Annotated in this window: 19 protein-coding genes; 14 read left to right on the top strand and 5 right to left on the bottom strand. The window is 63.0% G+C overall.

Going from position 1 to position 24,479, the window contains the following annotated elements; genetic code table 11:
- The first annotated feature begins 307 nt into the window (after positions 1-307).
- The 3 genes from A6V37_RS31530 to A6V37_RS31540 all read left to right on the top strand — a co-directional run bounded on the left by A6V37_RS31530 (position 308) and on the right by A6V37_RS31540 (position 2,554).
- Positions 308-943, top strand: a complete 636-nt coding sequence (locus tag A6V37_RS31530; protein ID WP_064265026.1) for a carbonic anhydrase — start codon at positions 308-310, stop codon at positions 941-943.
- A 98-nt stretch (positions 944-1,041) separates the two neighbouring features.
- Complete coding sequence (locus A6V37_RS31535) at positions 1,042-1,725, top strand: type 1 glutamine amidotransferase domain-containing protein (protein ID WP_064264812.1); 684 nt, start codon at positions 1,042-1,044, stop codon at positions 1,723-1,725.
- A gap of 109 nt (positions 1,726-1,834) precedes the next feature.
- Entirely contained in the window at positions 1,835-2,554 is a 720-nt protein-coding gene (locus tag A6V37_RS31540; protein WP_064264813.1) for a carbonic anhydrase, read from the top strand.
- Positions 2,555-2,680: 126 nt separating this feature from the next.
- On the opposite strand, the gene treA is transcribed toward A6V37_RS31540, so the two are convergent.
- The 3 genes from treA to A6V37_RS31555 all read right to left on the bottom strand — a co-directional run bounded on the left by treA (position 2,681) and on the right by A6V37_RS31555 (position 6,951).
- Complete coding sequence (gene treA, locus A6V37_RS31545; protein WP_100249316.1) at positions 2,681-4,354, bottom strand: alpha,alpha-trehalase TreA; 1,674 nt, start codon at positions 4,352-4,354, stop codon at positions 2,681-2,683.
- A gap of 201 nt (positions 4,355-4,555) precedes the next feature.
- Entirely contained in the window at positions 4,556-5,725 is a 1,170-nt protein-coding gene (locus A6V37_RS31550) for an alginate lyase family protein (protein ID WP_064265028.1), read from the bottom strand.
- A gap of 203 nt (positions 5,726-5,928) precedes the next feature.
- A complete protein-coding gene (locus tag A6V37_RS31555; RefSeq protein ID WP_064264814.1) occupies positions 5,929-6,951 on the bottom strand; it encodes a LacI family DNA-binding transcriptional regulator in 1,023 nt (340 codons plus the stop codon).
- A 199-nt stretch (positions 6,952-7,150) separates the two neighbouring features.
- On the opposite strand from A6V37_RS31555, the gene A6V37_RS31560 reads away from it, so the two are divergent.
- The 6 genes from A6V37_RS31560 (at position 7,151) to A6V37_RS31590 (ending at position 14,971) form a co-directional block, all read left to right on the top strand.
- The gene (locus tag A6V37_RS31560; RefSeq protein ID WP_064264815.1) at positions 7,151-8,290 is read left to right on the top strand and encodes an ABC transporter ATP-binding protein; all 1,140 of its coding nucleotides are present in this window, start codon (positions 7,151-7,153) and stop codon (positions 8,288-8,290) included.
- Between the two features lie 108 nt (positions 8,291-8,398).
- On the top strand, positions 8,399-9,652 hold the full coding sequence (locus tag A6V37_RS31565; protein WP_064264816.1) for an ABC transporter substrate-binding protein: 1,254 nt from the start codon (positions 8,399-8,401) through the stop codon (positions 9,650-9,652).
- Positions 9,653-9,717: 65 nt separating this feature from the next.
- Positions 9,718-10,623: a carbohydrate ABC transporter permease gene (locus A6V37_RS31570; protein WP_064264817.1), complete on the top strand. Its 906-nt coding sequence runs from the start codon at positions 9,718-9,720 to the stop codon at positions 10,621-10,623.
- 19 nt (positions 10,624-10,642) lie between these two features.
- Positions 10,643-11,494, top strand: a complete 852-nt coding sequence (locus tag A6V37_RS31575; RefSeq protein ID WP_064264818.1) for a carbohydrate ABC transporter permease — start codon at positions 10,643-10,645, stop codon at positions 11,492-11,494.
- A gap of 38 nt (positions 11,495-11,532) precedes the next feature.
- Positions 11,533-13,509, top strand: a complete 1,977-nt coding sequence (locus A6V37_RS31580) for a beta-galactosidase (protein WP_064264819.1) — start codon at positions 11,533-11,535, stop codon at positions 13,507-13,509.
- Between the two features lie 514 nt (positions 13,510-14,023).
- Entirely contained in the window at positions 14,024-14,971 is a 948-nt protein-coding gene (locus A6V37_RS31590; RefSeq protein ID WP_064264821.1) for a hypothetical protein, read from the top strand.
- Positions 14,972-14,989: 18 nt separating this feature from the next.
- On the opposite strand, the gene surE is transcribed toward A6V37_RS31590, so the two are convergent.
- Entirely contained in the window at positions 14,990-15,769 is a 780-nt protein-coding gene (gene surE, locus A6V37_RS31595) for a 5'/3'-nucleotidase SurE (protein WP_064264822.1), read from the bottom strand.
- A 246-nt stretch (positions 15,770-16,015) separates the two neighbouring features.
- Between surE and A6V37_RS31600 the strand changes: the two genes are divergently transcribed.
- Together A6V37_RS31600 and A6V37_RS31605 are read left to right on the top strand one after the other, a co-directional pair.
- Complete coding sequence (locus tag A6V37_RS31600; protein ID WP_064264823.1) at positions 16,016-17,179, top strand: epoxide hydrolase family protein; 1,164 nt, start codon at positions 16,016-16,018, stop codon at positions 17,177-17,179.
- 203 nt (positions 17,180-17,382) lie between these two features.
- The gene (locus tag A6V37_RS31605; RefSeq protein WP_064264824.1) at positions 17,383-18,747 is read left to right on the top strand and encodes a sigma-54 dependent transcriptional regulator; all 1,365 of its coding nucleotides are present in this window, start codon (positions 17,383-17,385) and stop codon (positions 18,745-18,747) included.
- 50 nt (positions 18,748-18,797) lie between these two features.
- Here the strand turns inward: A6V37_RS31605 and A6V37_RS31610 are convergent, their stop codons facing one another.
- Positions 18,798-20,201 (bottom strand): aminotransferase-like domain-containing protein, encoded by a 1,404-nt coding sequence (locus A6V37_RS31610; protein ID WP_064264825.1) that lies wholly within the window; start codon positions 20,199-20,201, stop codon positions 18,798-18,800.
- Between the two features lie 300 nt (positions 20,202-20,501).
- Between A6V37_RS31610 and A6V37_RS31615 the strand changes: the two genes are divergently transcribed.
- The 3 genes from A6V37_RS31615 (at position 20,502) to A6V37_RS31625 (ending at position 24,448) form a co-directional block, all read left to right on the top strand.
- Positions 20,502-21,932: an amino acid permease gene (locus tag A6V37_RS31615; RefSeq protein ID WP_064264826.1), complete on the top strand. Its 1,431-nt coding sequence runs from the start codon at positions 20,502-20,504 to the stop codon at positions 21,930-21,932.
- Positions 21,932-23,161: an NAD(P)/FAD-dependent oxidoreductase gene (locus A6V37_RS31620; protein ID WP_064264827.1), complete on the top strand. Its 1,230-nt coding sequence runs from the start codon at positions 21,932-21,934 to the stop codon at positions 23,159-23,161. Before A6V37_RS31615 ends, A6V37_RS31620 begins: the two co-directional genes overlap by 1 nt.
- 141 nt (positions 23,162-23,302) lie before the next feature.
- Positions 23,303-24,448, top strand: a complete 1,146-nt coding sequence (locus tag A6V37_RS31625) for a branched-chain amino acid ABC transporter substrate-binding protein (protein ID WP_064286707.1) — start codon at positions 23,303-23,305, stop codon at positions 24,446-24,448.
- The last annotated feature ends 31 nt before the right edge of the window (positions 24,449-24,479 follow it).

The following is a 24,479-nucleotide window of genomic DNA, read 5'->3' on the forward strand; positions in this document are numbered from 1 at the left end:
GACAGGGGCTTGTTTCGATGCTGGACACCCAGCAACGCCTCCAGCGTTCTTGATGAACCGCCGTATGCGGAACCGCACGTACGGTGGTGTGGGAGGGCTGAGGGGGTGACCCCTCACCCTACCCGATGCCCCGGCCGATGGCGTATGGTGTCGTAACCGTCGCTTCGGTTCGGTTCGGTTCGGTTCGGCGAGGCATGGCCGTCGACGGCAAGGCTGCGGTATAGTCCCGCCAACAAAACGCATGCATGCCTCGACTCATGGTTTCGCCGGCACTGCCAATGCGTTCTTCAACTATCCGGAGAACACCGTGCAGGAAATCATCGAGGGTCTCATCCGCTTTCAACGTGACGTCTTCCCGCAGCAAAGCGCCTTGTTCAAGCGTTTGTCGACGTCGCAAAGTCCCAGCACACTGTTCGTGACCTGCTCGGACAGCCGCGTCGTGCCGGAGCTGCTGACGCAGACCGAGCCGGGCGCGCTGTTCGTGATCCGCAATGCGGGCAACATCGTCCCGTCGTACGGTCCGGAGCCGGGCGGGGTGTCGGCCACCGTCGAGTATGCGGTGGCCGTATTGGGCGTGCGGGATATCGTGATCTGCGGCCATTCGAATTGCGGCGCGATGACTGCGATCTCCACCTGCATGAACCTGGACCATCTGCCGGCGGTGGCAGGGTGGCTGCGTCACGCGGATGCCGCCAAGGCTATCAACGCTTCACGAACCTACCATTCGCCAGCCGAGTGTCTCGAAGCCCTGGTGAAGGACAACGTGATTGCGCAACTCGCGAACATTCGCACGCATCCTTCGGTGGCGGTCGGGCTGACGCACAAGACCCTGAACCTGCACGGCTGGATCTTCGACATCGAAAGCGGCGTCATGCTCGCGCTAGACGGGCGCACGGGGAACTTCGTGCCCTTGCTGGACAATCCGGACGTATTTGCCGTGTAACGCGGCGCGCAGCCGCCTATACTGCCAGAGCGCCCGGCTGCGCCAGCCGTTCGCCGTGGCATGTTGCAACGTGAATCGAACCTGCTCGTGAGGTGGACATGAATATCCTCGTGGTATTGACGTCGCACGATCAGCTCGGCAATACCGGCAAGAAAACCGGTTTCTGGCTCGAAGAGTTTGCCGCGCCGTATTACGTGTTCAGGGATGCCGGCGTTCAGACGACGCTTGCGTCACCCAAGGGCGGCCAGCCGCCGCTCGACCCCAAGAGCGACGAGCCCGACGCGCAGACGGAAGCCACCCTGCGGTTCAGAAACGACCCGGAGGCGCAAGCGGCGCTTGCGAACACCGTGAAACTCGCGAGCGTCTCCGCCGCGGACCATGACGCGGTGTTTTATCCCGGCGGTCACGGACCGCTCTGGGATCTCGCCGAAGACACCCATTCGATCGATCTGATCGAGGCTTTCCATGCCGCGGGCAAACCGGTCGGCGCGGTGTGTCATGCGCCCGCGGTGTTTCGTCATACGAAGGCGCCCGATGGCGCGCCGCTGGTGCGCGACAAGCCTGTCACCGGCTTTACCAATTCGGAGGAGGCGGCCGTTGGCCTTACCGAGGTCGTGCCGTTCCTCGTCGAAGACATGCTGAAGAACAACGGTGGGCGGTATTCGAAGGGCCCGGACTGGCAGTCGCACGTGGAGGTCTCCGGGACGCTGGTCACAGGGCAGAATCCGGCTTCTTCGGAGGCGGCGGCGAAGGCGTTGCTGACAATACTCGGCGTGGCGTGACACAACCATGGCACGGTGAAACGGACCGGCATCGCAGGTTCGCCGTGGAGCGCGCAGCACGTCCCATTCGCGCGGATACAGGGGGTTCAACTCCATCAGGAGACGAGCCATGTGTGAGCATCATCTGTCTTCCCCCACGCGGCGCAATGTGCTGCTGGCCGGTGTTTCGTCGATCGCGCTGGCGGCATGGCCGCAACGCGGCGCACTTGCCGCCGGCCCGCCCGGCGCTCACGCGCCGAACTCGATTCCGCCGGACGAAGCGCTCGGCCGGCTGATGCAGGGCAACGCCCGCTATGTCGCGAATGCCCCCGAAAACAAGGACTATTCCGCCGACCGCGCGGCGCGTGCCGTGGCGCAATATCCGATCGCGGCGATCGTAGGCTGCGCGGATTCGCGCGTGGGACCGGAGCTGGCCTTCGATCAGGGGCCGGGCGATCTGTTCGTGGTGCGCGTGGCCGGCAATTTCGTCAACGACGACATTCTTGCGAGCCTCGAGTATGGCGTCGAGTTTCTGGGCGTGCCGCTCATCATGGTGCTCGGCCATACGCAGTGCGGCGCGATGATCGCCGCGGTCAAGGTGGTGAAGGAGGGCACCGTTTTGCCTGGTCATCTTCCGGACCTGGTGCGCTCGCTCCGGCCGGCCGTGCAGATCGCCAGCGCGAATCATGGCGCGGATCTGGTCATGCAGGCCACCGTAGAAAACGTCAGGCTCAATGCCAATCGCCTGATGGTGTCCAAGCCGCTCATCGGACAATACGTGAAAAGCGGCAAAGTCAAGGTGGTGGGTGGCGTGTACGACCTGGAGACCGGCAAGGTCGGATTGATCTGAAGGGCGTTCACGCGCGGTGCGCGCCGGCTCGCCCCCGGCAAGACAGGCAACACAAACTTGGCGGGTGGATGTTCGGGTCTGGATGACCGTGCTCCACCCGCCGGCAACGCCGCCAGCCGCGCGTACTTACTCGCCCGGGCTATACAGGTCGAGCAGATTGAGCGTCACGCCATTGGTCCAGCCGAAGCCGTCCTGCAACGGATATTCCCCGCCGCCCCCGCCGCCGGTGCCCGCGCCTTCCACCACGTATTTCTCGACCAGCTTCTTGTCCGTCGCGTAGACACCTTTGACGTCGGTAAGAAAGCGCGTGCCGATCTGCTGCGCCAACGCGTCCTGGCCATAACGTTTCAAGCCCCGGATCGCCACCCAATGCAACGGCGCCCAGCCGTTCGGCGCGTCCCATTGCTGCGTCGTGTTGTAGGTTGTCGTGACGAGGCCGCCAGGTTGCAACAAGGTGGAGCGGACCTGTTGCGCCGTGCGTTGCGCGCGCTCGGGCCACGCCGCGCCGACGAATAGCGGAAACACCATGGCGGCGGTCTTGTTGTCGCGTGGTTTGGCGAGCTCCCAGTCATAGTCGCCGTAGTAGCCGTTGGCATTCCACAAGTAGCGGTTGATGCCGAGCGCGCGTTTCGCCGCGCGTTGCGCGAATTCGCCGACGCAGCGGAAATCGCGCGTCTCCGCACAACCCTTGGCGATAGTGACCTCCAGATGGAACATCAGGCTGTTCAGGTCGACCGGAATGATCGACGTGGTGCGCACGCTGGCGAGCGTCATGTTGTCGCCGAACCAGCGCGAGCTGAAATCCCAACCGCTTTCGGCGGTCGCCCGCAGATTGCGGTAGACGTCATTCGGATTGCGGCCGGTGGCCTGTTGCGCGGTCTGGATATCCTCCAGATACGATTCGTCGCGTGGCGTATCGAGTTCGTCCCAGTAGCGGTTGAGCACCGTGCCATCCGGCATCACCACGACATTGCGCGTGGCCGAGCCGGGCTGCGTGGTGCTTTCGCCTTGCATCCAGTACGCGTATTCCTTGCGCAGTGCCGGCAGATACTTCTGATACACGCTGCGGCCTTCCGCTTTCTCCGCGAGTGCCACCATGTGCGAGAAGAACGGCGGCTGCGAGCGGTCGAGATAGTAGGTGCGATTGCCGTTGGGAATATGGCCGAAGGTGTTGATCTCGTACGCGAAGTTGTCAAGCATGTCGTCGACGAGATTTTCGTTGCCGGACTCCTGCAGTCCCAGCATCGTGAAGTACGTGTCCCAGTAGTAGCCTTCGCGGAAGCGCCCGCCCGGCACCACATAGGGTTTCGGCAGCGGAATCAGCGAACTGTTCGGCGGTGCGCTCGTGGTGGTGCGGGTCAGCGCGGGCCATAGCCAGTTGATGTGTTCGCGCAGCGTCTGATTGGCGGGCGGCGTAATGACTGGCTCGCTCGGCGGCGTGAAGTACTGGTTGACGAAAGCCGACAGCGAAAAGCCGGGATTGTTCTTCTGCTGTTCGTAGAGTTGCACGATCGCGGCGGGGTCGGCGTTCGGCGTCGCGTCGACGAAGGTTTTCTGATCCGGATAGATCTGGGCGGTTTGCACGGCCACGAACAGATCGCCGTAGAGCTTGTCGGGCGCGGGCGGAAGCGGGGCGCCAAGCTGGGTGTCGGCGTGGCAGACGCCGGCGAGATTGATCAGGAAAACGAAGCTTGATGCGGCGGCGATGCGGCGCAGCCTGGCAGGTTCAGTGGCGCGCGCCGAAGCACGGCATGCCGCGCCGGCGTGGTTGATGCGGGGCAATTGCGTTGACTCAATCATGTCTCCTCCGGAGGAATGGACAACAGGATTGGTCTGCCTCACGCCCACGGTTTCTTCTTACGATTGCTGGGGCGAGGCTAGCATCGCATAAATTGCGGAGCGCTTCAAACTGCTATGCGAAGGGCATGCTCGATAAACGCAGTCACGCCTCCTGCTATGCCAGCCACGCCGTACCGGACAATCTGCGTGAGACGCTGGCCGTCATTTAAGCGTATATGTCAACGTCCCATATCCCAGTTGATCGAAGCCGCCGCTGTTGGGACCGTAGTCGCCACCGCCGCCTTCCGGAGCGACCTTGCGGGCAAAAGCCTCGACGTCCGGCACGGATAGCCCTTTGAGCACAACGTAGTGGTTGTAGACGAGTGCCCAGATCGGACGCCCGTCACCGCGCGAATTCGGCGAGATGACGGGCTGCGTGACGTCGCTGTTCGTGTATTGCGTGTAAGGCACGTCATTCCCGAGGTTGTATCGGGCGGCGTATTCCGCTCCACGCAGGAACCGGTTGTCGTCATATCCGTAAAGATCGTCTCCCTGGCTCCAGGCCATCTGGCAGAACGCCCCGAGCAGTGCGATATCGAGCATGGTATGCCCCTGGTCGCGCCCGCTTTCCTGCACCTGACCCAGCCCATCCGGATACAGCTTCCACACCACGTGTTCGATTGAACCGTTGCCGGCGCCATGCTTGAAGTAGTCGACTGCTTCCTCATACACGTCGTGACGGTCGGTCAGGACACCGATTGCCAGCATCGATGCCATGTTAGCGAGATCCCAGTTTGCCCAGTAGTGGTCGATCTTTGCTCCGTTGTGCCGAGTCAGGAAGTCGTGGTTCATCGGATAGAACACGCCGAGCATCATCGACTGGAAGCGCCGGAAATCGTCGGCGCGCCACAGTGGCGACGTGCGCAGGATTTCGCCGGCGTTTGCCAGCTGGTAGCCGTAAATACCGGAAGCCAGGAACTTGTCGGAACTGCCACCGATCATCGTCAGCGTGCGTGACCACGCATTCAGGACTTCTATGGCGTGTTGCGCGTAGGCGTCGTCGCCGGTGATCTTCCACCGAAGTGCAAGCGCGTAGGCCGCAGCGGCATCGTTGAAGAGCGTGGCGTAATTCTCTGCGTGGTCGGGGTTGCGTCCTCGATAGATGGCCGGCTGCGGATTCGGCTTCCAGTCGAGCGACGCATGCCGGTTGGCAACCAGGCGCTGCCAGCCGTCGAACCACGGGTGCCGCCGCGCGGCGACGTTCTCGCGCATGCGCGAGAAATCGCGCTCCGTATGCAGCAGGCCGGGGTGAACAAAAGGTGCTCCGGCCATGCGGGTGCCGGGCGCAGGCTTCGGCTGCGCGTCCGTGCGTGATTGAGATGAACGAGTCACGTTGCTATCGTGCTGCGTCGCGACGATGCATCCGCCGAGCATCACGGTGCAAAGAACGGGAATCAAGGCAGCTCTTGCCAAGGGGGGACGAAATGCCATATGGCTCCAATCTAACTGGCGGACCGCACACGATTGTCCATCTGCGACAGTCAGGTTGCCTTCCAGCGCAACCATCGACGTCGTACTGTCGGAGATCGACCGGCTCAACTTGATGCTGCACGCCGTGGGCCCGTCGAAGCGCGCACGACAAGCTCGGGCGGTGGAGCAAGCACCATCGACGGCTGCTGGTCGGGCGTCTGGATGAGGCGAATGAGCCGGTCGACTGACAGCTCAGCAACGGCTGCGGTCTGGATCGCAACCGTCGTCAACGCCGGGTGCACCTGATGTGCCAGTTGAATGTCAGTGATACCGATGACCGACACATCATCCGGCACAGTACGGCGAAGGGTGATCAGGGCCTGCGCCGCGCCGATCGCGAGCAGATCATTGGTCGCGAAGATCGCGGTTAGCTGCGGCCTGTTTGCCATCAGTTGCATGCAGGCAGCGTAGCCGGCGTCGATCGAGTCGCGTATCTGCAGCACAGCAGCGGCGTCGGTTTCGATGCCGGCCGCGCGTAGCACCGCGAGAAAGCCATCGGAGCGCGCATTCTGCAAGCCGCCGCAACCGTCGCCGATCAGCATGCCAATGTCGCGATGACCCAGTTCGAGCAGATGTGCAGCGGCAAGCGCGCCCGCACGGGCGAAGTCCACGGCAATGCACGGCAGCGCAGGTGGCGCCTCAGGGCGTTCCCACATCGTTAGCAGGATTGGCACGCTCTGCATTGTTGAAGTGCAGAACTCGTTGAACGCGATATCCGTGTTCATGACGAGGACGCCATCGGCAAACGTTCCCGCAATCTGGTTCAGATATGCCTGACCGACCTTCGCATCGTCGTCCGTATTGCACACCAACAGGAAGTGCCCCGCGCTGCGCGCTGCGCGCTCGGCCGCCAGCACGAACTCGGGATAGAAGGGGTTCGCGATGTTCGACAACATCAACGCCAAAGTCGACGAGCGGCCCTTTTTCAGCGCACGCGCGTTCAGGTTCGGCCGGTAGCCGAGCTCGGCGATCGCCTTCAGCACGCGTTCGGCAGTCTCCGGGTGGACCTTCTCGCGATTGCGCAGAACGTTGGAAACCGTCGCAGCGGTAACCTGCGCGCGTTTAGCGACTTCGGATAAGGTGATCATGATTTTTATCCCATATTCGGGGACGTCGATTCAAATGTTGCAACTGTCCCGCGACGTTTGCTATGTTGCGTCCAAACACACAGGAGACAGAATCATGCGTCGTTTGACGAGCCGTCAATTTAATCGATTAAATACCCGCTGCACAGGGGTAGGCCCATTTTTTTTCGAGAATATTTAAACGATTAAATCGGGAGGCAGCATGGCCACAATCCATCTCGCGAACGTGCAGAAGTCATATGGGGATCATCCGCCGGTGATCCGACGCGTGAATCTCGAGATCGCGGAGCACGAGTTTTGTGTTTTTCTCGGGCCATCCGGCTGCGGGAAGTCGACCCTTCTGAGGATGATCGCCGGTCTCGAAGACCTGAGCGAAGGCGAGCTGCATATTGGCGGGCGTCTCGTGAACGACGTGCCGGCCGCTGCGCGCGGTGTCGCGATGGTATTCCAGAGCTACGCACTGTTTCCGCACATGAGTGTGTTCGACAACATGGCGTTCGGCCTGAAGCTCGCGAAGCAGCCAAAGGACGTCATCGACCGGAAGGTGCACGAAGCCGCGCGGATCCTGCAACTGGACAGTTACCTTGATCGTTTTCCCAAAGCACTCTCGGGCGGGCAAAGGCAGCGCGTCGCAATCGGCCGGGCCATCGTACGCGAACCCGGCGTGTTCCTGTTCGACGAACCGCTGTCGAATCTCGATGCTGCGCTGCGCGGCCAGACGCGTGTGGAAATTGCACGGCTACACCAGCGCTTCGCAAACGCGAGCGTGGTCTACGTGACCCACGATCAGGTCGAGGCGATGACGCTTGCTGACCGGATCGTATTGCTCCATGCAGGCGCGGACGCCGAGCGTTTCGGCAGCATTGCGCAGACCGGGGCGCCGCTCGAGCTATATCACCATCCGAGGTCGCGCTTCGTCGCGGGTTTCATCGGCTCGCCGCGAATGAATTTCATCGATGCCGTTGCCGACTCGGCAAGCGCGGACAGTGTGACTGTGACACTGGCGAAAACCGGCGAGCGGCTGGTTGCGCATGTCGATGGCCAGCGGCTGCAGCGCGGCCAGCCGGTCACGCTTGGCGTGCGCCCGGAACATCTGCGGCTTGGCGGCGGCGGGCAGTCCATTCAGTGCGTCACCGTGTTGTCGGAACGGCTCGGCGAACACAGCTATATCCACGCGGATCACGCAGCCGGCCCGCTCGTCGCGAAAGCGCCCGGCGATACGCCGATTGTTCCAGGCGAGCACATCAGCGTTCACGTTCCGCCTTCGGCGTGTCATCTGTTCGATGCGGAAGGTGTCGCGCTGCGGCGTAGCACGTTCGAGCCCGAGCGGGTCGCCGCTTAAGGCACCTGCAGCACCACCGGATTCACCAAACCCTATTCCGCCACAGAGCGGGTACATCGTCTGGCAGCGAGTCGCTGTCAGCCAACAAGGTAGTCAAGGAGACATAAGATGATTTCTCTTCGCCTTCGCCGTCTGGCATACGCGTCGACTGCGGCCGCCGTGGTCGCCGGCGCACTCTGTTGCGCCGCGGCCGACGCGGCCACGCTGAGCGTCAACGTATCGGCGCGCGGCAATCAACGCGCGACCTGGCAGGATGCGTTCGACAAGTTCAAGAAAGCCAACCCCGATGTCGATCTCAGAGTGACCTACATTGCAGATGATGCATACAAGGTGCAGATAGGCGGCTGGCTCGCCACCGATCCGCCCGATGTCGTCTCGTGGAACGCTGGCGAGCGCATGGCGTATTACGCGCAGCGTGGTCTGCTTGAGGACCTGTCATCCGACTGGAACAAGAATGGCTGGTCGCAGCAATATGCGTCGGTGAAAGAAGCATCGACGTATCAGGGCAAGCAGTACGCAGCGCCGCTCGGCTACGACGCCTACGGCTTCTTCTATCGCAAGGATCTGTTCGAGAAGGCCGGTATCAAGGGTGAACCGAAAACGTGGGGTGAATTTCTCGACGCCTGCAAGAAGCTGAAGGAAAGCGGGGTCGCGCCGATTGTCGTCGGCGCACGCGACAGCTGGACCCTGGCGGCGTGGTTCGACTATCTCGACCTGCGCATTAACGGCTACGCCTTCCACGAGAAGCTGATGTCAGGCGAAGTCCCGTATACGGACGCCCGTGTCAAAAACGTCTTCACCGCGTGGAAAAAGTTGATCGACGATCACTATTTCATTGATAACGCGTTGGCCTATGACCTCGATGCGACCACACCGCTCCTCGTGAATGGGAAGGGCGCGATGATGCTTATGGGTACGTTCTTCTCCGCACTCATCCCGGCCCCCATCAGAGCCGAGACGGGGTACTTCCGTTTTCCGGTGATCGATGCCAATGTGCCGATCGCCGAGGATGGTCCTGTGAATGTGCTGCTGATTCCCGCGAAAGCGAAGAACAAGGCCGATGCCCGCAAACTGCTGGCCTTCATGGAGCAGCCGCAGATCAATGCCGATCTGGCGAAGGGCTGGGGGCAGTTGCCGTCGAACAGCCAGGCGACTGAACCTGAAAACGCGATTTCGAAAGTCGGCTTCCAGACGCTGGCGAACACGAGAGGCGGCATCGCGCAGTTCTATGATCGCGACATGCAGAAGGAAATGGCCGACGAAGGCATGAAGGCGATGCAGCAGTTCTACAGCGATCCGTCGCAACTCGACGCCGTGCTCGTCAGCCTCGAAGCGACCCGCAAGCGCATCTACAAGAAGTAAGCCCCGGCGTGTCAGCAGAGCAGCAACCGCTGACACGCGCCTTCGATCTCCGACGAGGCCCGATCATGTCTCATTCCGTAGCGCGCCGCCTACCCGCGGCGCGGCACCGGCACGTCTCTACGACGCGCCGTCATCAGCACTGCGCGGCGCTTTTGTTCCTGTTGCCGGGTTGTGCGTTGTTTTGCCTGTGCGTGGTCTATCCGATCATCAGCAGCATTTCGCTCAGCTTCTACAACTGGGACGGCATGACGCCGAAGACGTTTGCGGGCCTCGATAACTACATCGAACTGTTCCATGCCGATACCTTCTATACGGCGCTCAAGAACAACCTGATCTGGCTCGCGCTGTTCCTGTTGGCGCCGCCGCTCGGGCTGCTGTTCGCGCTCTATCTGAACCAGCATATCCGTGGCATGCGGGTCGTGAAGTCGCTGTTTTTCGCGCCATTCGTGCTGTCCGGCGTGGTGGTCGGTCTCGTGTTCGGCTGGTTCTACGATCCCGCTTTCGGCTTGCTGCGTCTGATCGTCGGTCACGGCATTCCCGTGCTCGGCGATCCGCATACGGTGACTTTCGGCATCATCTTCGCCGCGCTGTGGCCACAGACGCCGTTCTGCATGGTGCTGTATCTCACCGGTCTGACGGGCATCAATCCGGAAGTGGTCGAGGCGGCGCGCATGGAAGGCGCAAAGGGCGTGCGTCTGCTATGGCACGTGATCCTTCCGCAACTACGGCCCGCCACGTTCATGGCCGTGGTGCTGACCGTGATCGGCGCGCTGCGCAGCTTCGACCTGATCGCGGTGATGAGCGGCGGCGGTCCCTTCGATAGCTCGACCGTGCTCGCTTATTACATGTACGACCAGGCGATCAAGTATTACCGCGAAGGTTATTCCGCGGCGATAGCCGTCGTGCTGTTCGCCATCATGCTCGTCTACATCGTGTTTCATCTGCGCCGCATGCTGCGCGAAGAACGCTGATTTCCAGGAGTCACGTGTTATGTATCCACTTCCCGTCGAACGCTGGAAACCGTTCAATCGCGCGTTCTATAAAGCCTCGTTGCCGCTCGCGCTGCTGATCTGGCTGCTGCCCATGCTGGCAGTGCTCGTCACGTCGATCCGCTCGTCGGATGAGTTGTCGCAGGGCGACTACTGGGGCTGGCCCAGGCATTTCGCGCTGATCGAAAACTACGGCACGGCGCTTACGCAAACGCCGATGCTTCACTACTTCGCCAATAGCGTGCTGATTACGGTACCGTCGGTGATCGGCGCGATCGCGCTGGCGTCGATGGCGGGGTTTGCTCTCGCGACCTACCGCTTCCCGGGCAACACCGCCGTGCTGTTCGCGTTTGTGGCCGGCAACTTCGTACCGATCCAGATTCTGATGATCCCGGTGCGCGACATGGCGCTGAAAGTGGGGCTCTTCAATAGCGTGTGGGCGCTGGTGATCTTTCATGTGTCGTTTCAGACCGGGTTTTGCACGCTGTTTCTGCGCAACTTTATCAAGCAGTTGCCGTTCGAGATGATCGAGGCGGCGCGCGTGGAAGGGGCCCGTGAATGGACGATCTATTGGCGCATCGTGCTGCCGCTGATCCGGCCCGCGCTCGCCGCGCTCGGCATCCTTGTGTTCACGTTTGTCTGGAACGACTACTTCTGGGCGCTGTGCCTCACGCAGGGCGATGAGGCCGCGCCGATCACCGTGGGTGTCGCCGCGCTTAAAGGCCAGTGGACGACGGCATGGAATCTGGTTGCCGCCGGCTCGGTGCTCGCCGCCTTGCCCTCGGTGCTGATGTTCTTCCTGATGCAGAAGCATTTCGTCGCCGGCCTGACTTTTGGTGCAAGCAAGGGCTGATCGCGCAGTTTGCCGTCATCTGACAAAGAGACTTTCTCATGCAACTTGGTGTTTGCTACTACCCGGAACAATGGCCGCGTTCGATGTGGGCCGACGATGCAAAACGTATGGTCGAACTCGGCATCACGCATGTTCGTATCGCCGAATTCGCGTGGAGCCGGATGGAACCACAGGCCGGCGAATTCACCTGGGGCTGGCTCGACGAAGCCATCGGGACGCTGGCGGCCGCGGGGCTGAAACTCGTGCTGGGCACACCGACGGCCTCGCCGCCGAAGTGGCTGATCGACGCGCACCCGGACGTGTTGCCTGTGCGTGCGGACGGCGTGCGCTGGAATTTCGGCTCGCGTCGCCACTACGATATTTCCAGCGAAACCTATCGGCGCGAATGCGTGCGCATTGTCACCGCGATGGCGGAGCGCTACGGAAGGCATCCGTCTATCGTCGCATGGCAGACTGATAACGAACTCGGCTGCCACGAGACCGTGCCGAGCTATTCGAGCGCTGCATTAACGCGTTTTCAGACGTGGTTGCGACATCGTTACGAGCGCGTCGAGGTGTTGAACGACACGTGGGGCAACGTGTTCTGGAGCATGGAGTACCCGTCGTTCGAGGCTATCGGCCTGCCTAATCTCACGCCCACAGATGCGAATCCGATCCATCTGCTCGATTTCCGCCGCTTCATGTCGGACGAGGTGGCGAGCTTCCATCGCGAGCAGATCGACGTGCTGCGTGAGCATGCACCCGAGGCGGATCTGCTGCACAACTTCATGGGTTTCTTCACGACCTTCGATCATTACCGTTTCGCCGAAGACAACGCGCTCGACGTGGCGGCATGGGACAGTTATCCGATCGCACGCACGGAATCGATCGCTCTGCCTGAAGAGCAGAAAGCGCGTTACGCACGCACCGCGCATCCCGACGTCTCCGCCTTCGATCACGACCGTTACCGCGCGATCGGCGCTGGCCGATTCTGGGTGATGGAGCAACAGGCAGGACCGGTGAACTGGGCGCCGTGGAATCCGGTTCCGGCGAAGGGCATGGTCAGGCTGTGGACATATGAAGCGTTCGCACATGGCGCGGAACTGGTGTCGTATTTCCGCTGGCGTCAGTGTCCGTATGCGCAGGAACAGATGCATTCGGGTCTCAACTTGCCGAACAACGAACTGTCGCCTGGTGGCCTCGAAGTGCAGCAGGCGGCGCGTGAAATCGCTTCGTCCATTGCGTTGTCCGGCCTCGGCGCGCCCGCGTGCGCAGCCACCGCGGTCGTGTTTGACTACGAGACGCAGTGGATGTTCGAAATTCAGCGTCATGGCAAAACTTTCGACTATCAGACGCTGGTGTTCGACTACTACGAGGCGCTGCGCGAACTCGGCCTCGACGTGGATATCGTGTCGAGCAAGGCGGATTTGTCGGCTTACAGGCTGGTGGTGGTGCCGAGCATTGCGGTGATCGACGACGTATTGGTCGATCAGATCGAAAAGAGTGCGGCGCAATGGGTTTTTGGTCCGCGGAGCGGTTCGAAGACCACGACCTTTGCCATTCCTTCGAGCCTGCCACCTGGCGCGTTGCAACGCGTTCTGCCGATGCAGGTGCTCGAAGTCGAAACGCTGCGTCCGACGCTCACGCCCTCCGTTGCCGTCGACGACACACAAGGTATCGCGACGCATTGGCGCGAACACGTCCGCGCAAATGGTGAGACACGTGTCGATGCACGGTTTGACGATTCGTGGCCGGCAGTTCTCGCTAGCGGAAGCGTTCGCTATGTGGCGGGTTGGTTATCGCACGGATTGCACCGCGCGATCTTGCAGCAGGCGGCGCAGGATGCCGGCATCGAGACGCAACGGCTAGCCGACGGCTTGCGCATTCGCCGACGCGGTGATCTGACCTTCGCATTCAACTTCGGTCCGGAGCAGGTGCAAGCACCCGCACCGGCAAACGCGACTTTTGTGCTCGGGCAGCCGCAGTTGAAAACCGGCGACGTTTGCGCGTGGACGGACGTAGAAACCAACACATGAACCCGCCCGCTGGCACGGTCGCGGTGCTCGCCGAGCGGATGAGATTGACTGGGAAATATTGCGTGTGTTGCCTGGTTTGATGCGGTCTACGGCGGCTCCAAGGGCGTCGCCGTCGATGATGTGAAGGTCTATCACCCTGACTTTAAACGGACGGGTCAAGACTAACGTTGCCGCGACCGTCACTGCGCCGCACAATCGGCAATCAGTCATATAATTCGGATACCGAAATAATGTCAAAAGAAATACCGGCATTGACACATGGGTGAAAACACGTAGGCATTTTCGGACAACGGGCTATGCACTATCGGACGATTCGACGCCCGCCGGATATCAATAGAAAATAGGCACATCCAGTTCCAGTTCCAGTTCGCACGTGCTTTTGCATGTGATGCAATCGGTCCGGGCTTGCGGCCGTTGCGGCTGCATCCAATTGACCGCCGCGAACCCTCTGATGAATTCGAACCCGTTTGCGAATCCGCGGACGCGCGCTTCATGACTGGAAGAGAGGCACGTCATGCATAGCGAACCCAGCAAGATCGTTGTCACCGGCATCATCGTCAGCGCGGTTGCGATTGTGGCGCTCGTCTCGCAGTCCGGGACACACTGGTTGTCGATGGACGACGCTGGACCGGTGCACGTCGACGAGCCGGTTAACCGCACGCTCGGCAACATGGTGAGCGGTGTGGTTAAGCCGGGCCCGGTCGTCACTCGTCGCGATGCAGGCGCAACGAAGGCCGGCGCACCGCAGGCTGCACGCCAGAGCCCGCCACGCAACGATCTTGCCGCCGCCCAAACGCAGCTCGACGGGCACGATAGCGGCGTTCAGGCGCACACGGATACCGGACAGCGTGCGGCGCCGGCCGCGCGAGTGGAGAAGAAGCCAGCGGCACAGGCACAGCCGCAGTCGACGCCGCTTCGAACCTCAGCGCCGAAGGCGAGGCACAGCCACTCGCATGAAACCCGCGTCGCTGTGCACGGCGCGCCCGCCAACCGCGCGCCGCGCAACAACGCGAACGACCAGAAGGTGTTGGACAAGCTGGTAGCCCGCCTCAATCGCAATAGCGGCCATAGCGCGCCTGGAGCTAAGGCGTCGGTGGCGCGCACACCCGCTGTGGCGAATCAATCTTCTGCCACGCCTGTCGAGTTGAAAGGCACGCCGAACACAAACAGTGTGTCCGCTGTACCGCCACTATTGCCGCCGATTCTGTCAGCGCCGCAAGCCGAATCAACTTCTCCCGCAGCCTCGCCGTCGCCGACCGTTCAATCGGCGCCGTCACCGGCGGTTCCATCGCCGCCGTCCGAGGACGCGCCGGTGCAATTGGACGCCACACCGAAAACACGCGCGCAGGTGCGCTCGGAAATCGGCCGGGCTCGCGAGGAGGGAAAACTTCCTGCCTTCGGAAATCCGGACCCCGCCGGGCCAGCCGGCGCACCGAGTCTGACCAACACGCCACGTCCGTGAGGCGGCGCGGAGAGCCGGCTACGTCAGCGAAGCCGCGAGTCGCGCGAAGGTGGGCTCGTCGGTACGATCGAAAGCGAGCGGCGTGACCGACACGCGGCCGGACGCCACCACTGCCGTTTCGCTGCCGGGATCGTTCGCGCGCGCGCCGCGCTGAAAACGCAACCAGTGATACGCCATGCCGCGAGGATCGACGTGCGGCAACACGTCGATATCTTCGACGAGTCCAACACCCTGGCGCGTCGGCGTGAGCGGGCCGGCCGCCGCCGCATCGACATCGGGAAAGTTGATGTTCAGGCAGGTGGGAGCGGCAAGCCCGATCGCGAGCAACTGGCGGATCACATTGGGTGCGAGCGCGCGTGCCGTATCCCAGCGCACATTGTCGCGGTTGCTGAAGGTCTGGCTCAGCGCGAAGGACGGCAGCCCAAGCAGCAGGCCGGTCATCGCCGCGCCGACCGTGCCTGAGAACATCGTCTCCACACCAAGATTGCCACCGCGATTGATGCCGGAAAGCACCAGCGTAGGCGGCGCTTCGCGCATCAGATGGCGCACGCCCATCACGACGCAATCGCCGGGTGTGCCGGTCACGCCGAAACGCCGTTCGCCCTGGCGGCTCACGCGCAGCGGCGAATGCAGGCTGATCGAATGCGATGTGCCGCTCTGATCGTGCTCGGGTGCGACCACCCAGACTTCGTGCGCGAGTTCGGCGGCCACCGCTTCGAGCACGGCGAGACCGGGGGCGTCGATACCGTCGTCGTTCGTCAATAACACGCGCGGCACTTTGGATTCAGGGGCGGACATCGCGGCAAACTCCTCTTCGCAGGTAATGAAAGGCAAGGACGGCAAGGTCCATTATCCGGCGATTGGCGAGCGCGTGCGCCGAAACACCTTGCCGCAGGCATGGCAATCTTCGGGGCGCCAACCCACAATGGCGCGTTTGTGTACCATGCGAATTGCTTCGTGCGCGCCCGCTCGGCTGATCGCGAGCGAGCCGTGTGACTGAACGGCAGCCGCACGTTATCCATTGCTCTAAACCGGATCAACGCCATGCAGATAGAACCGTTTGAGATTGCTATCGCCGATCACGACATCGACGATCTTCGGCGGCGCATTCGCGCAACACGCTGGGCGCCGGCCACGCCATCGCCGGCCTGGCAGCAGGGTGTGGACGGTGCATGGCTGCGCGATCTGGCCGAGTATTGGGCCGGACATTTCGATTGGCGCGCCGCCGAGCGCAAGCTGAACCGGCAGCCGCAATTCATGGCCGATGTCGACGGGCAGCGCGTGCATTTCGTCCACCGGCGTGGCGTCGGTCCCGCGCCTTACCCGCTCGTGCTCACGCATGGCTGGCCGGGCTCGTTCTTCGAGTTCCATACGTTGATAGACCTGCTGTGCGATCCGGGCGCGCACGGCGGCGATCCCGCTGACGCCTTCGACGTGGTGGTGCCGTCGCTGCCGGGCTTCGCATTTTCGCAAGCGCCCGCGCGGCCCGGCATGTCCTCGTTCCAGGTGGCGGACTTGTGGGCCTCGCTGATGCACGGCCTCGGCTATGCGCGCTTCGGTGCACAGGGCGGCGATCTCGGCGCGGGGGTGTCGATCGCGCTTGCCGCGCGGCATGCGCAGGCCGTCGACGCCATTCACCTCAACTTCTTGCCCAGTTCGTACGAGCCGGCCATTGGCGCGGAGCAGGAGGCGCTCTCACCGCCAGAGGAAGCCTATCTGCGGGAGAAAAACGAGTGGGCCGCGCTCGAAGGCGGCTATGCCCATATGCACGGCACCAAACCGCTCACGCTCGCCGCGTCGCTCAACGATTCGCCGGTGGGTCTGGCGGCATGGATCGGCGAGAAGTTTCGCGCGTGGAGCGATTGTGCCGGCGACGTCGAACGGGTGTTCCCGAAAGACGAACTGCTCACCAATATCTCGCTCTACTGGCACACGCAGTGCATCGGCCCGTCTATTCAGATGTACTGGGAAAACCGTCTGCAGCCAATGCGCTTCGCAGGAGCGCAACGTGTCGCGCCGCCGGTGGGCTTCGCTCGTTTTCCGAAGGAGATCCACCGTCCGCCGCGCAGCTGGCTCGAAAGAACCTTCGACGTCGTGCATTGGACCGAGATGCCGGCGGGCGGACATTTCGCCGCGATGGAGCAGCCTGATCTGCTGTGTGCCGAGATCCGGCAGTTTTTCCAGCCATGGCGGCAGCCGCGGCGCTAACCTGATCGGGCGCGAACGGCCCGCAGGTGACGCGTACGCCACCCATTATCTTTAATCATTAAATTTGGTCAGTTCATGCGGAAAACGCCACACCAGCACGTATGATGAACGCTCGCATGGGATAACCGGAACTACGCAGCGGCGAGCGCCACTTTGCAATACGGTTCAGGGCGGCCGCGGCAGGTCAATCAACAACAAGAACGATGCAAAGAACCAAGGCCAATACGAAGCGCGTCATCTATTTCACCCGCGATCCCGCGCCGGAACTGCTGGCGGACTTCCACGCACGCGAATGGGAAGTCGACGTGATCGGTTCGGTGCGTGATGTACGGCAAATCGCGCATGATGGTTCGCTGGCAGCCGGTCTCGTCGATCTGGCAAGCGTGTTCGAGCCGCGTGAAGCCGCCGCGTTGGAATCCTGTCTGGCCATGCCGAACATCGGCTGGGTCGCCATGACAGGCGCCGCCCATCTCGACGATGCACATGCGCGCCGGCTGGTGCGCGACTACTGTTTCGACTATGTCACGCTGCCTGCCGCCAATGCGCGCATCGTCGACACCGTGGGCCACGCCTGCGGCATGATCTCGCTCGGCGAGCCCGCCTTCGTCGACACATCTACGGCGGAAGGCGAGATGATCGGCTCGTGCGAGGCCATGCTCGGGTTATTCCGCCTGATCCGCAAAGTCGCGACGAACGACGCCCCCGTTTTTATTGCCGGCGAATCGGGCACGGGCAAGGAACTCACGGCGGCGGCGATTCACGCGCGCTCGGCGCGCCGTCACGCGCCGTTCGTCGCCATCAATTGCGGCGCGATTCCCGCGCAACTGCTGCAGTCCGAGTTGTTCGGCTATGAACGCGGCGCCTTCACCGGTGCGAAAGAACGCCGGGTAGGACGCGTGGAGGCGGCCAATGGCGGCACGCTGTTTCTGGACGAGATCGGCGATCTGCCGTTCGAAAGCCAGTCGAGCCTGCTGCGCTTCCTGCAGGAGAGCACGATCGACAGGCTGGGCGGCAACGGCTCGATCGATGTCGACGTGCGCGTCATCTCCGCCACCCACGTGGACATGGACGCGGCAGTCGAAGAAGGGCGTTTTCGCGCGGACCTGTACCATCGTCTGTGCGTGCTGAGGATCGATGAGCCGCCGTTGCGCGCGCGCGGCAACGATATCGAACTGCTCGCGCTGTATACGCTGGACCAGCACCGCAAGGACGCGAGCCGCCGCCTGCATGGCTTTTCTGCGGGTGCGATCACGGCCATGCGTCTATACGAGTGGCCCGGCAATGTGCGTGAGCTGATCAACCGCGTGCGGCGCGCCATCGTCATGTCGGAAGGGCGCACCATCTCCGCTGAGGACCTCGAACTATCGGCGTATTCCACCGGCGCGCCCGTGACGCTCGCGCAAGCGCGCGAAACGGCCGAGCGGCAGGCGATCGAACTTGCCTTGCTGCGCCATCGCGGCCGACTCGGCGACGCCGCGCGCGAACTGGGAATTTCGCGCACCACGCTATACCGTTTGCTCGTCACGTATGGTATGCGCGAGAACGGAGAGAGCGAAATGGCGGACTGAAGAAGTTGTGCAGCAAAGTCTGGGCCTCGTCGCTAACTACGCAACAGTCCTCAGATCGTGCCGAACAGTGCGCGAGGACGGTCCTTGAGCGTGCCAGTCAACAGGCGCAGCGCGGTCACGAGCTGATCGCGGCTTGTCGCGCAGGCGAGGTTGATGCGCACGCCGTGCTCGATCTCGGAGCGGTCCACGGCGAACGCGGAGGACGGCATCACCACCACGCCACGCGCTTTCGCATTAGCCGCGAAATCGTCGGCGCGCCACGGCGGCGGCAATTTCAGCCACACGAACATGCACGCGGGATCGGTCTGCAGCAGCTCCTGCGGCAGCAGTTCGCGCGCAAGGTCCTGGCGCGCGCGAATCTCGGCGAGCTGTGCCTCCATGATGTGACGCGCGGTGCCGTCCTCGATCCAGATGGACGCGATCAGCATGGACATCGGCGCGGGCATCCAGGCGGTGGTGCGCACCGCTTCCGCGCATAACGCGGCGCTGTCCGGCGGACTCAGCAGATAGCCGAGCCGCAGCCCGGGCGCGAGAATCTTCGAGGTGGCCGCGAGGTGGAACGTGAGTTCCGGACACAGGCTCGCGATGGTCGGCAGGCGCTGCGACACGAGCGGCCCGTACACGTCGTCTTCGATGATCGCCACGCCATGCCGGCGCGCGATATCGACGAGCGCCATGCGGCGTTCGAGACTCATGGTCGTCACAGTCGGGTTCTGCAGATTCGGCACCGTGAAAATCGCCTTCACCGGCATGCGCTGACAGGCACGTTCCACTTCGTCGGTCAGCAGGCCGTCACGATCGCTAGGAATGCCAACGATCTCGAACTGGAACACCGGGGCGAGCGCCTTGAGGCCGTAGTAGGTGAGCTGGTCGGCGAGGATCACGCCGTCGGTGCCGATCAGGCAGTTCAGCACGGCGTACAGGCCATGCTGCGCGCCGCTCGTCACCACCACATGCTCGGCCGACGGCGTGAAGCCGGGAGCGGCCATCCAGCGTGCGCCGGCGGCGCGCGCCCACGCCGGTCCCTGCGGCGGCTGGTACTCCTGCACTTGCGGATAGCGCGGATCGCGCGGCAAATCGGCCAGCGTGCGGGCGAGACAGTCCAGAAACTCGCCCGTGGCCGGGCGGTTGACCGTCAGGTCGATGGCCGCGTTGCTGGTGGCCGGGGCCGGCTCGACGCTCGGCATCGCGCCGCCGGTGACGAGCGAGCCGCGCCGCGTGCTGCCGATCACCAGGCCGCGCAGTTGCAATTCCCTGTACGCGCGCGACACCGTCGACACGTTGATGCCGAGTTCGGTAGCCAGTTGCCGCTGTGGCGGCAGCCGGCTGCCGGGCGGATAGACGCCGCTGCGAATCTCGCTCTCGATCGAACTGGAGACCTCGAGATACGTGGAGCGTCGCGCGGTCTCCGGCGCGCCATTGGCCGTGCGGGCGGCGTCTTTGTCAGAAGCCATAAGATCAGGTGTCTCCATACAAAACTGGCTTTGTCCGCAATTGTGCGGAGTTTTGCCGATTCTATACCAGACCGACCCGGCTGCAACCTTTTGAGTGCGGTGCCACGCTATTCCTCGCTGCGCTGCGGCAAAGAGCGCGGCGACGGGACCATCCAGGGAAAATGCCAGGGCCACACAATGCGCGTTTTAATTGCACACAAAAAAATATTGTGTGATTCTAGCTCTCATGGTTTGTCTGGTGGCGCGCATCAGGAAACGTCGCCGGATTGTGTCCCGCAATCTGTCTGCAGGAGTAACTAGATGAGTCTTTCCCCGTCCTCCACCCCCGACGCCACGCCGAAACTCGGCGCCGCGCTGCGCCAGCGGCACGTCACGATGATCGCGCTCGGCGGCATCATCGGCGCTGGCCTGTTTGTCGGCAGCAGCGCCACGCTTGCCACCGTCGGCCCTGCCGCCTGCGTGTCGTATCTGGTGGCCGGCATCGTCGTGCTGATGGTCATGCGCATGCTCGGCGAAATGGCGCTGGCGGTACCGGGCGTCGGCTCCTTCACCGAATACGCGCGCATTGGCCTCGGCAACTGGGCGGGTTTCACGAGCGGCTGGCTTTACTGGTACTTCTGGGTGATCGTCGTCGCGGTCGAGGCGGTAGCGGGCGCGGCCATCCTGCAACGCTGGATACCCGCGCCGGTGTGGATGATCGGTCTCGTCCTGCTCTCGGTGATGACCTTGATCAATCTGCTCTCGGTGAAATCGTATGGCGAATTCGAGTTCTGGTTCGCGTCGATCAAGGTCGCGGCGATCATCGTGTTTATCGCGATCGGCGCAGCCTACGTGTTCGGCTTCGACCATACCGGCAGCGCGGTGACGAATCTGATCAGCCATCGCGGCTTCATGCCGTTCGGCGCCATGTCGATTTTCGCGGCGGTGCCGACGGTCATTTTTGCGGTAGGCGGTGCGGAAATCGCCACCATCGCGGCAGCCGAGTCGGATGATCCCGCCAAAAGCGTGGCAGCCATGACGCGTTCGGTGATTCTGCGCGTCATCACGTTCTACGTGGGCTCGATGTTCCTGATTGCCTGCATCGTGCCGTGGGGCAGCATTGTGACCGGACACTCGCCGTTCGTGGCCGCGCTCGAAACCATGCGGATTCCCGGCTCGGCCGACATCATGAACGCGATCGTGCTGGTCGCTGTGCTCTCGGCGCTGAACTCGGGTTTGTATGTGTCGTCGCGGATTCTGTTTCGCCTCGCCGAGCGTGGCGACGCGCCGAAATCGCTGCTGAAGCTGACGCCGCACAAAGTGCCGCGGCTCGCGGTGCTGCTGAGCAGTGTGGTCGGCTATGTGGCGATCGTCGCGGCCATCGTGTCGCCGCAAGGGGTGTTCCTGTTCCTCGTGAACGCGTCGGGCGCGGTGATGCTGTTCGTTTATCTCGCCACGGCGCTCGCGCAAATCCGTATCCGGCGCCGCATCGAGGCGACCGAGCCGCAGCGGCTGACGCTGAAAATGTGGCTGTTCCCATGGCTCTCGTACGCAGTGGTGGTGGCGATCGTGGGTGTGCTCGTCGCGATGGGCAGCGATCCGGCCTTGCGCCCGCAGTTGATGGCGAGCGCGGCGAGTCTCGCGGTGGCGTCGGCGGCGTATATGCTGGTAGCGAAGCGCCCGCAGCGCGACGGCACCGCGACGGGCTACCTCTCGCGCATGGGCCGGGAAGCATTTGAAGGACGCGAGTGATGCCGGACGTCGCCATTATCGGAGCGGGATTCATCGGCCTCGCGAGCGCTGCGGCGCTGATGCGCGACGGCCATCGGGTCACGCTGTTCGATCCGGCCGGCGTCGGGCAGGGCGCGTCGTTCGGCAATGCCGGCACCTTCGCGCACTATGCGTGCATTCCGGTCAACAACCCGTCCGTGTTCCGCGATCTGCCGCGCTTTCTGCTCTCGAGCCAGAGTCCGTTCCGTCTGCGCTGGGGTTATCTGCCGCATCTTGCGCCGTGGCTCGCGCGCTTCATGATGAGCTCGCTGCCGCGCCGCTACGAAGCCAGCGCCGGCGCGCTCGCCGCCTTGCTCGATTGCGCGCACGAGGGTTATGCGCCGCTTCTCGCCGATGCGGAACTGGCGCGCTACGTCCGGCCGCGCGAATGTCTGTACCTGTACTCGAGCGCGGCTTCCTTCGATGCCGCGCGCCCCGCGCTCGACCTGCGCCGCAAGCTGGGGGTGGCGTTCGAGGTGCTCGACGGCGCCGCCATCCGGGCGCTCGAACCGTCGCTGGCGCCGATCTTCGAGCGCGGTGTGCTGTTCAGCAATAGCTGGCATTTTTCCGATCCACAGGCCTTTCTGCAGACGCTCTATCTGCAACTCGCCGCCCAGGGTCTCTCGCTGGAACGCACCACGGTCGACGCGGTGCAGCCCGCGGCCGACAGCGCGAGCCTGACGATAGGCGGCGTGGCGCGCCGTTTCGATTACGTCGTGGTGGCGACCGGCGCGCGTTCGGCGCAGTTCGCCGCACAGTGCGGCGATCGCGTGCCGCTCGATACGGAGCGCGGTTATCACGTGCGCTTTCCCGGCGCGCAGCACCTCGTTTCCCGGCCGGTCGGCTGGGCCGAGCGCGGTTTCTACATGACGCCGATGAGCGACGGCTTGCGCGTGGCGGGCACCGTCGAACTCGCCGGTTTCGGCGACACGCGCAACCGTTCGCTGATCGATCTGCTGACGTTTTCATCGAAGCGGGCGCTGCCCGCACTGGATAAGCCGGATAGCAACTGGCTCGGATTCCGTCCGACGCTGCCCGACGGCGTGCCCGTGCTCGCCTGCTCGCGCGCGAGCGAGCGTGTGATCTACGCGTTCGGCCATCAGCATCTCGGGCTGACGCTGGCGGGGGTGAGCGGGCGCATCGTCGCCGATCTGGTCGCGCGGCGTGCGCCGCCGCTCGATCTCGCACCGTACGCGGCCACGCGTTTCTGATTGCCGACTGGCACCGAGGTTTCGTATGCAGGAAATTTTTCAGGCCTTACCGCAAGCAGTGCAGAACGGTTTCGACGCGTCGCGCATCGGATCGGCTGACTATCGAACAAGCGCGACGTCACATCCCACAAGGAGCGCATCATGAATCGCCGCTATTGGCTGTTGAGTGCCACCGTCTGCGCACTCGCCACGTATATCCCGTCTTCGTGGGCAGCCGACCCCGAAGTCGTCAAGATCGGTTTCGTCGGTCCGTTGACGGGGCCGGTTGCGCGGGTCGGCAAGGACTTGCAGTACGGCGCGCAATTGGCGCTCGATGAAGAGAACGCGAAGAATCCGACCGTCGGCGGCAAGCCGGTCAAGTTCGTGCTCGACGTGCAGGACGATCAGGGCGACCCGCGCGTGGCGATCCAGGTCGCGCAGAAGCTGGTCGACGACGGTGTGGTGGGCGTGATCGGCCATTACAACTCGGGTTGCAGCATTCCGGCCTCGTCGGTCTATCATCAGGCGAATGTGGCGATGATCACGCCGGGTTCGACCAACCCGCAATTGACCAAGCAAGGGTTCAAGAACGTGTTCCGCACCATGGGGCATGACGGCGTTGGCGGCGTCGTGGCGGGGCATTTCGTGGTGGAGCAGATGAAGGCCAAGCGCATTGGCATCATCGACGACCGGACCGCATTTGGCCAGGGGCTCGCGGATGCCTTTGAAAAGGGCGCCAAGGAAGCGAACGGCAACATTGTCGATCGTGAATTCACCAACGACAAGGCGATCGACTTCCGCGCCATCCTGACCTCGCTCAAGAGCAAGAACGTCGATCTGATTTTCTTCGGCGGGCTGGATGAACAGGGCGCGATGCTGGTCAAACAGATGCGCTCGCTGGGTATGACCGCGCAGCTGTTCGGCGCGGGCGCGCTCAAGAGCAATGCGTTCCTGCAGATTGCCGGGGCGGCGGGTGACGGCACGCAGGATCTCGAGCCGGGTCCTGCGCTCGACAAGCTGCCTGCCGCGCAGGCGTTCGGCAAGCGCTACAAGGCGCGTTTCAATCAGGATGTCGAACTGTACGCGCCGTTTGCCTACGACGCCGCGCTCGCCATGATCAAGGCGATTCACGCCGCCGACTCGCTCGACCGCGCGAAGATCGTCGACAGCCTCGCGAAGGTGACGGTGACCGGGGTCACCGGCAATATCACGTTCGACCCTTATGGCGATCTGATCAAGCCGCCGTACACGTTGTTCCAGGTTCAGCAGGGCCAATGGAAGAGTGTGAAGACGGTGGGCGGGGCGTGATGAGCCGCGCGAACCCCGGCAAGCAGCAGAG

This window comes from Paraburkholderia ginsengiterrae (genome assembly GCF_001645125.1).
Classification (GTDB): Bacteria; Pseudomonadota; Gammaproteobacteria; order Burkholderiales; family Burkholderiaceae; genus Paraburkholderia; species Paraburkholderia ginsengiterrae.

Bases quoted from the DNA above. Each gene is read 5' to 3' on its own strand.
- A6V37_RS31535 (WP_064264812.1), top strand. From the start codon at position 1,042: ATGAATATCCTCGTGGTATTGACGTCGCACGATCAGCTCGGCAATACC.
- A6V37_RS31540 (WP_064264813.1), top strand. From the start codon at position 1,835: ATGTGTGAGCATCATCTGTCTTCCCCCACGCGGCGCAATGTGCTGCTG.
- treA (WP_100249316.1), bottom strand. From the start codon at position 4,354: ATGATTGAGTCAACGCAATTGCCCCGCATCAACCACGCCGGCGCGGCA.
- A6V37_RS31555 (WP_064264814.1), bottom strand. From the start codon at position 6,951: ATGATCACCTTATCCGAAGTCGCTAAACGCGCGCAGGTTACCGCTGCG.
- A6V37_RS31560 (WP_064264815.1), top strand. From the start codon at position 7,151: ATGGCCACAATCCATCTCGCGAACGTGCAGAAGTCATATGGGGATCAT.
- A6V37_RS31565 (WP_064264816.1), top strand. From the start codon at position 8,399: ATGATTTCTCTTCGCCTTCGCCGTCTGGCATACGCGTCGACTGCGGCC.
- A6V37_RS31570 (WP_064264817.1), top strand. From the start codon at position 9,718: ATGTCTCATTCCGTAGCGCGCCGCCTACCCGCGGCGCGGCACCGGCAC.
- A6V37_RS31575 (WP_064264818.1), top strand. From the start codon at position 10,643: ATGTATCCACTTCCCGTCGAACGCTGGAAACCGTTCAATCGCGCGTTC.
- A6V37_RS31580 (WP_064264819.1), top strand. From the start codon at position 11,533: ATGCAACTTGGTGTTTGCTACTACCCGGAACAATGGCCGCGTTCGATG.
- A6V37_RS31590 (WP_064264821.1), top strand. From the start codon at position 14,024: ATGCATAGCGAACCCAGCAAGATCGTTGTCACCGGCATCATCGTCAGC.
- surE (WP_064264822.1), bottom strand. From the start codon at position 15,769: ATGTCCGCCCCTGAATCCAAAGTGCCGCGCGTGTTATTGACGAACGAC.
- A6V37_RS31600 (WP_064264823.1), top strand. From the start codon at position 16,016: ATGCAGATAGAACCGTTTGAGATTGCTATCGCCGATCACGACATCGAC.
- A6V37_RS31605 (WP_064264824.1), top strand. From the start codon at position 17,383: ATGCAAAGAACCAAGGCCAATACGAAGCGCGTCATCTATTTCACCCGC.
- A6V37_RS31610 (WP_064264825.1), bottom strand. From the start codon at position 20,201: ATGGCTTCTGACAAAGACGCCGCCCGCACGGCCAATGGCGCGCCGGAG.
- A6V37_RS31615 (WP_064264826.1), top strand. From the start codon at position 20,502: ATGAGTCTTTCCCCGTCCTCCACCCCCGACGCCACGCCGAAACTCGGC.
- A6V37_RS31620 (WP_064264827.1), top strand. From the start codon at position 21,932: ATGCCGGACGTCGCCATTATCGGAGCGGGATTCATCGGCCTCGCGAGC.
- A6V37_RS31625 (WP_064286707.1), top strand. From the start codon at position 23,303: ATGAATCGCCGCTATTGGCTGTTGAGTGCCACCGTCTGCGCACTCGCC.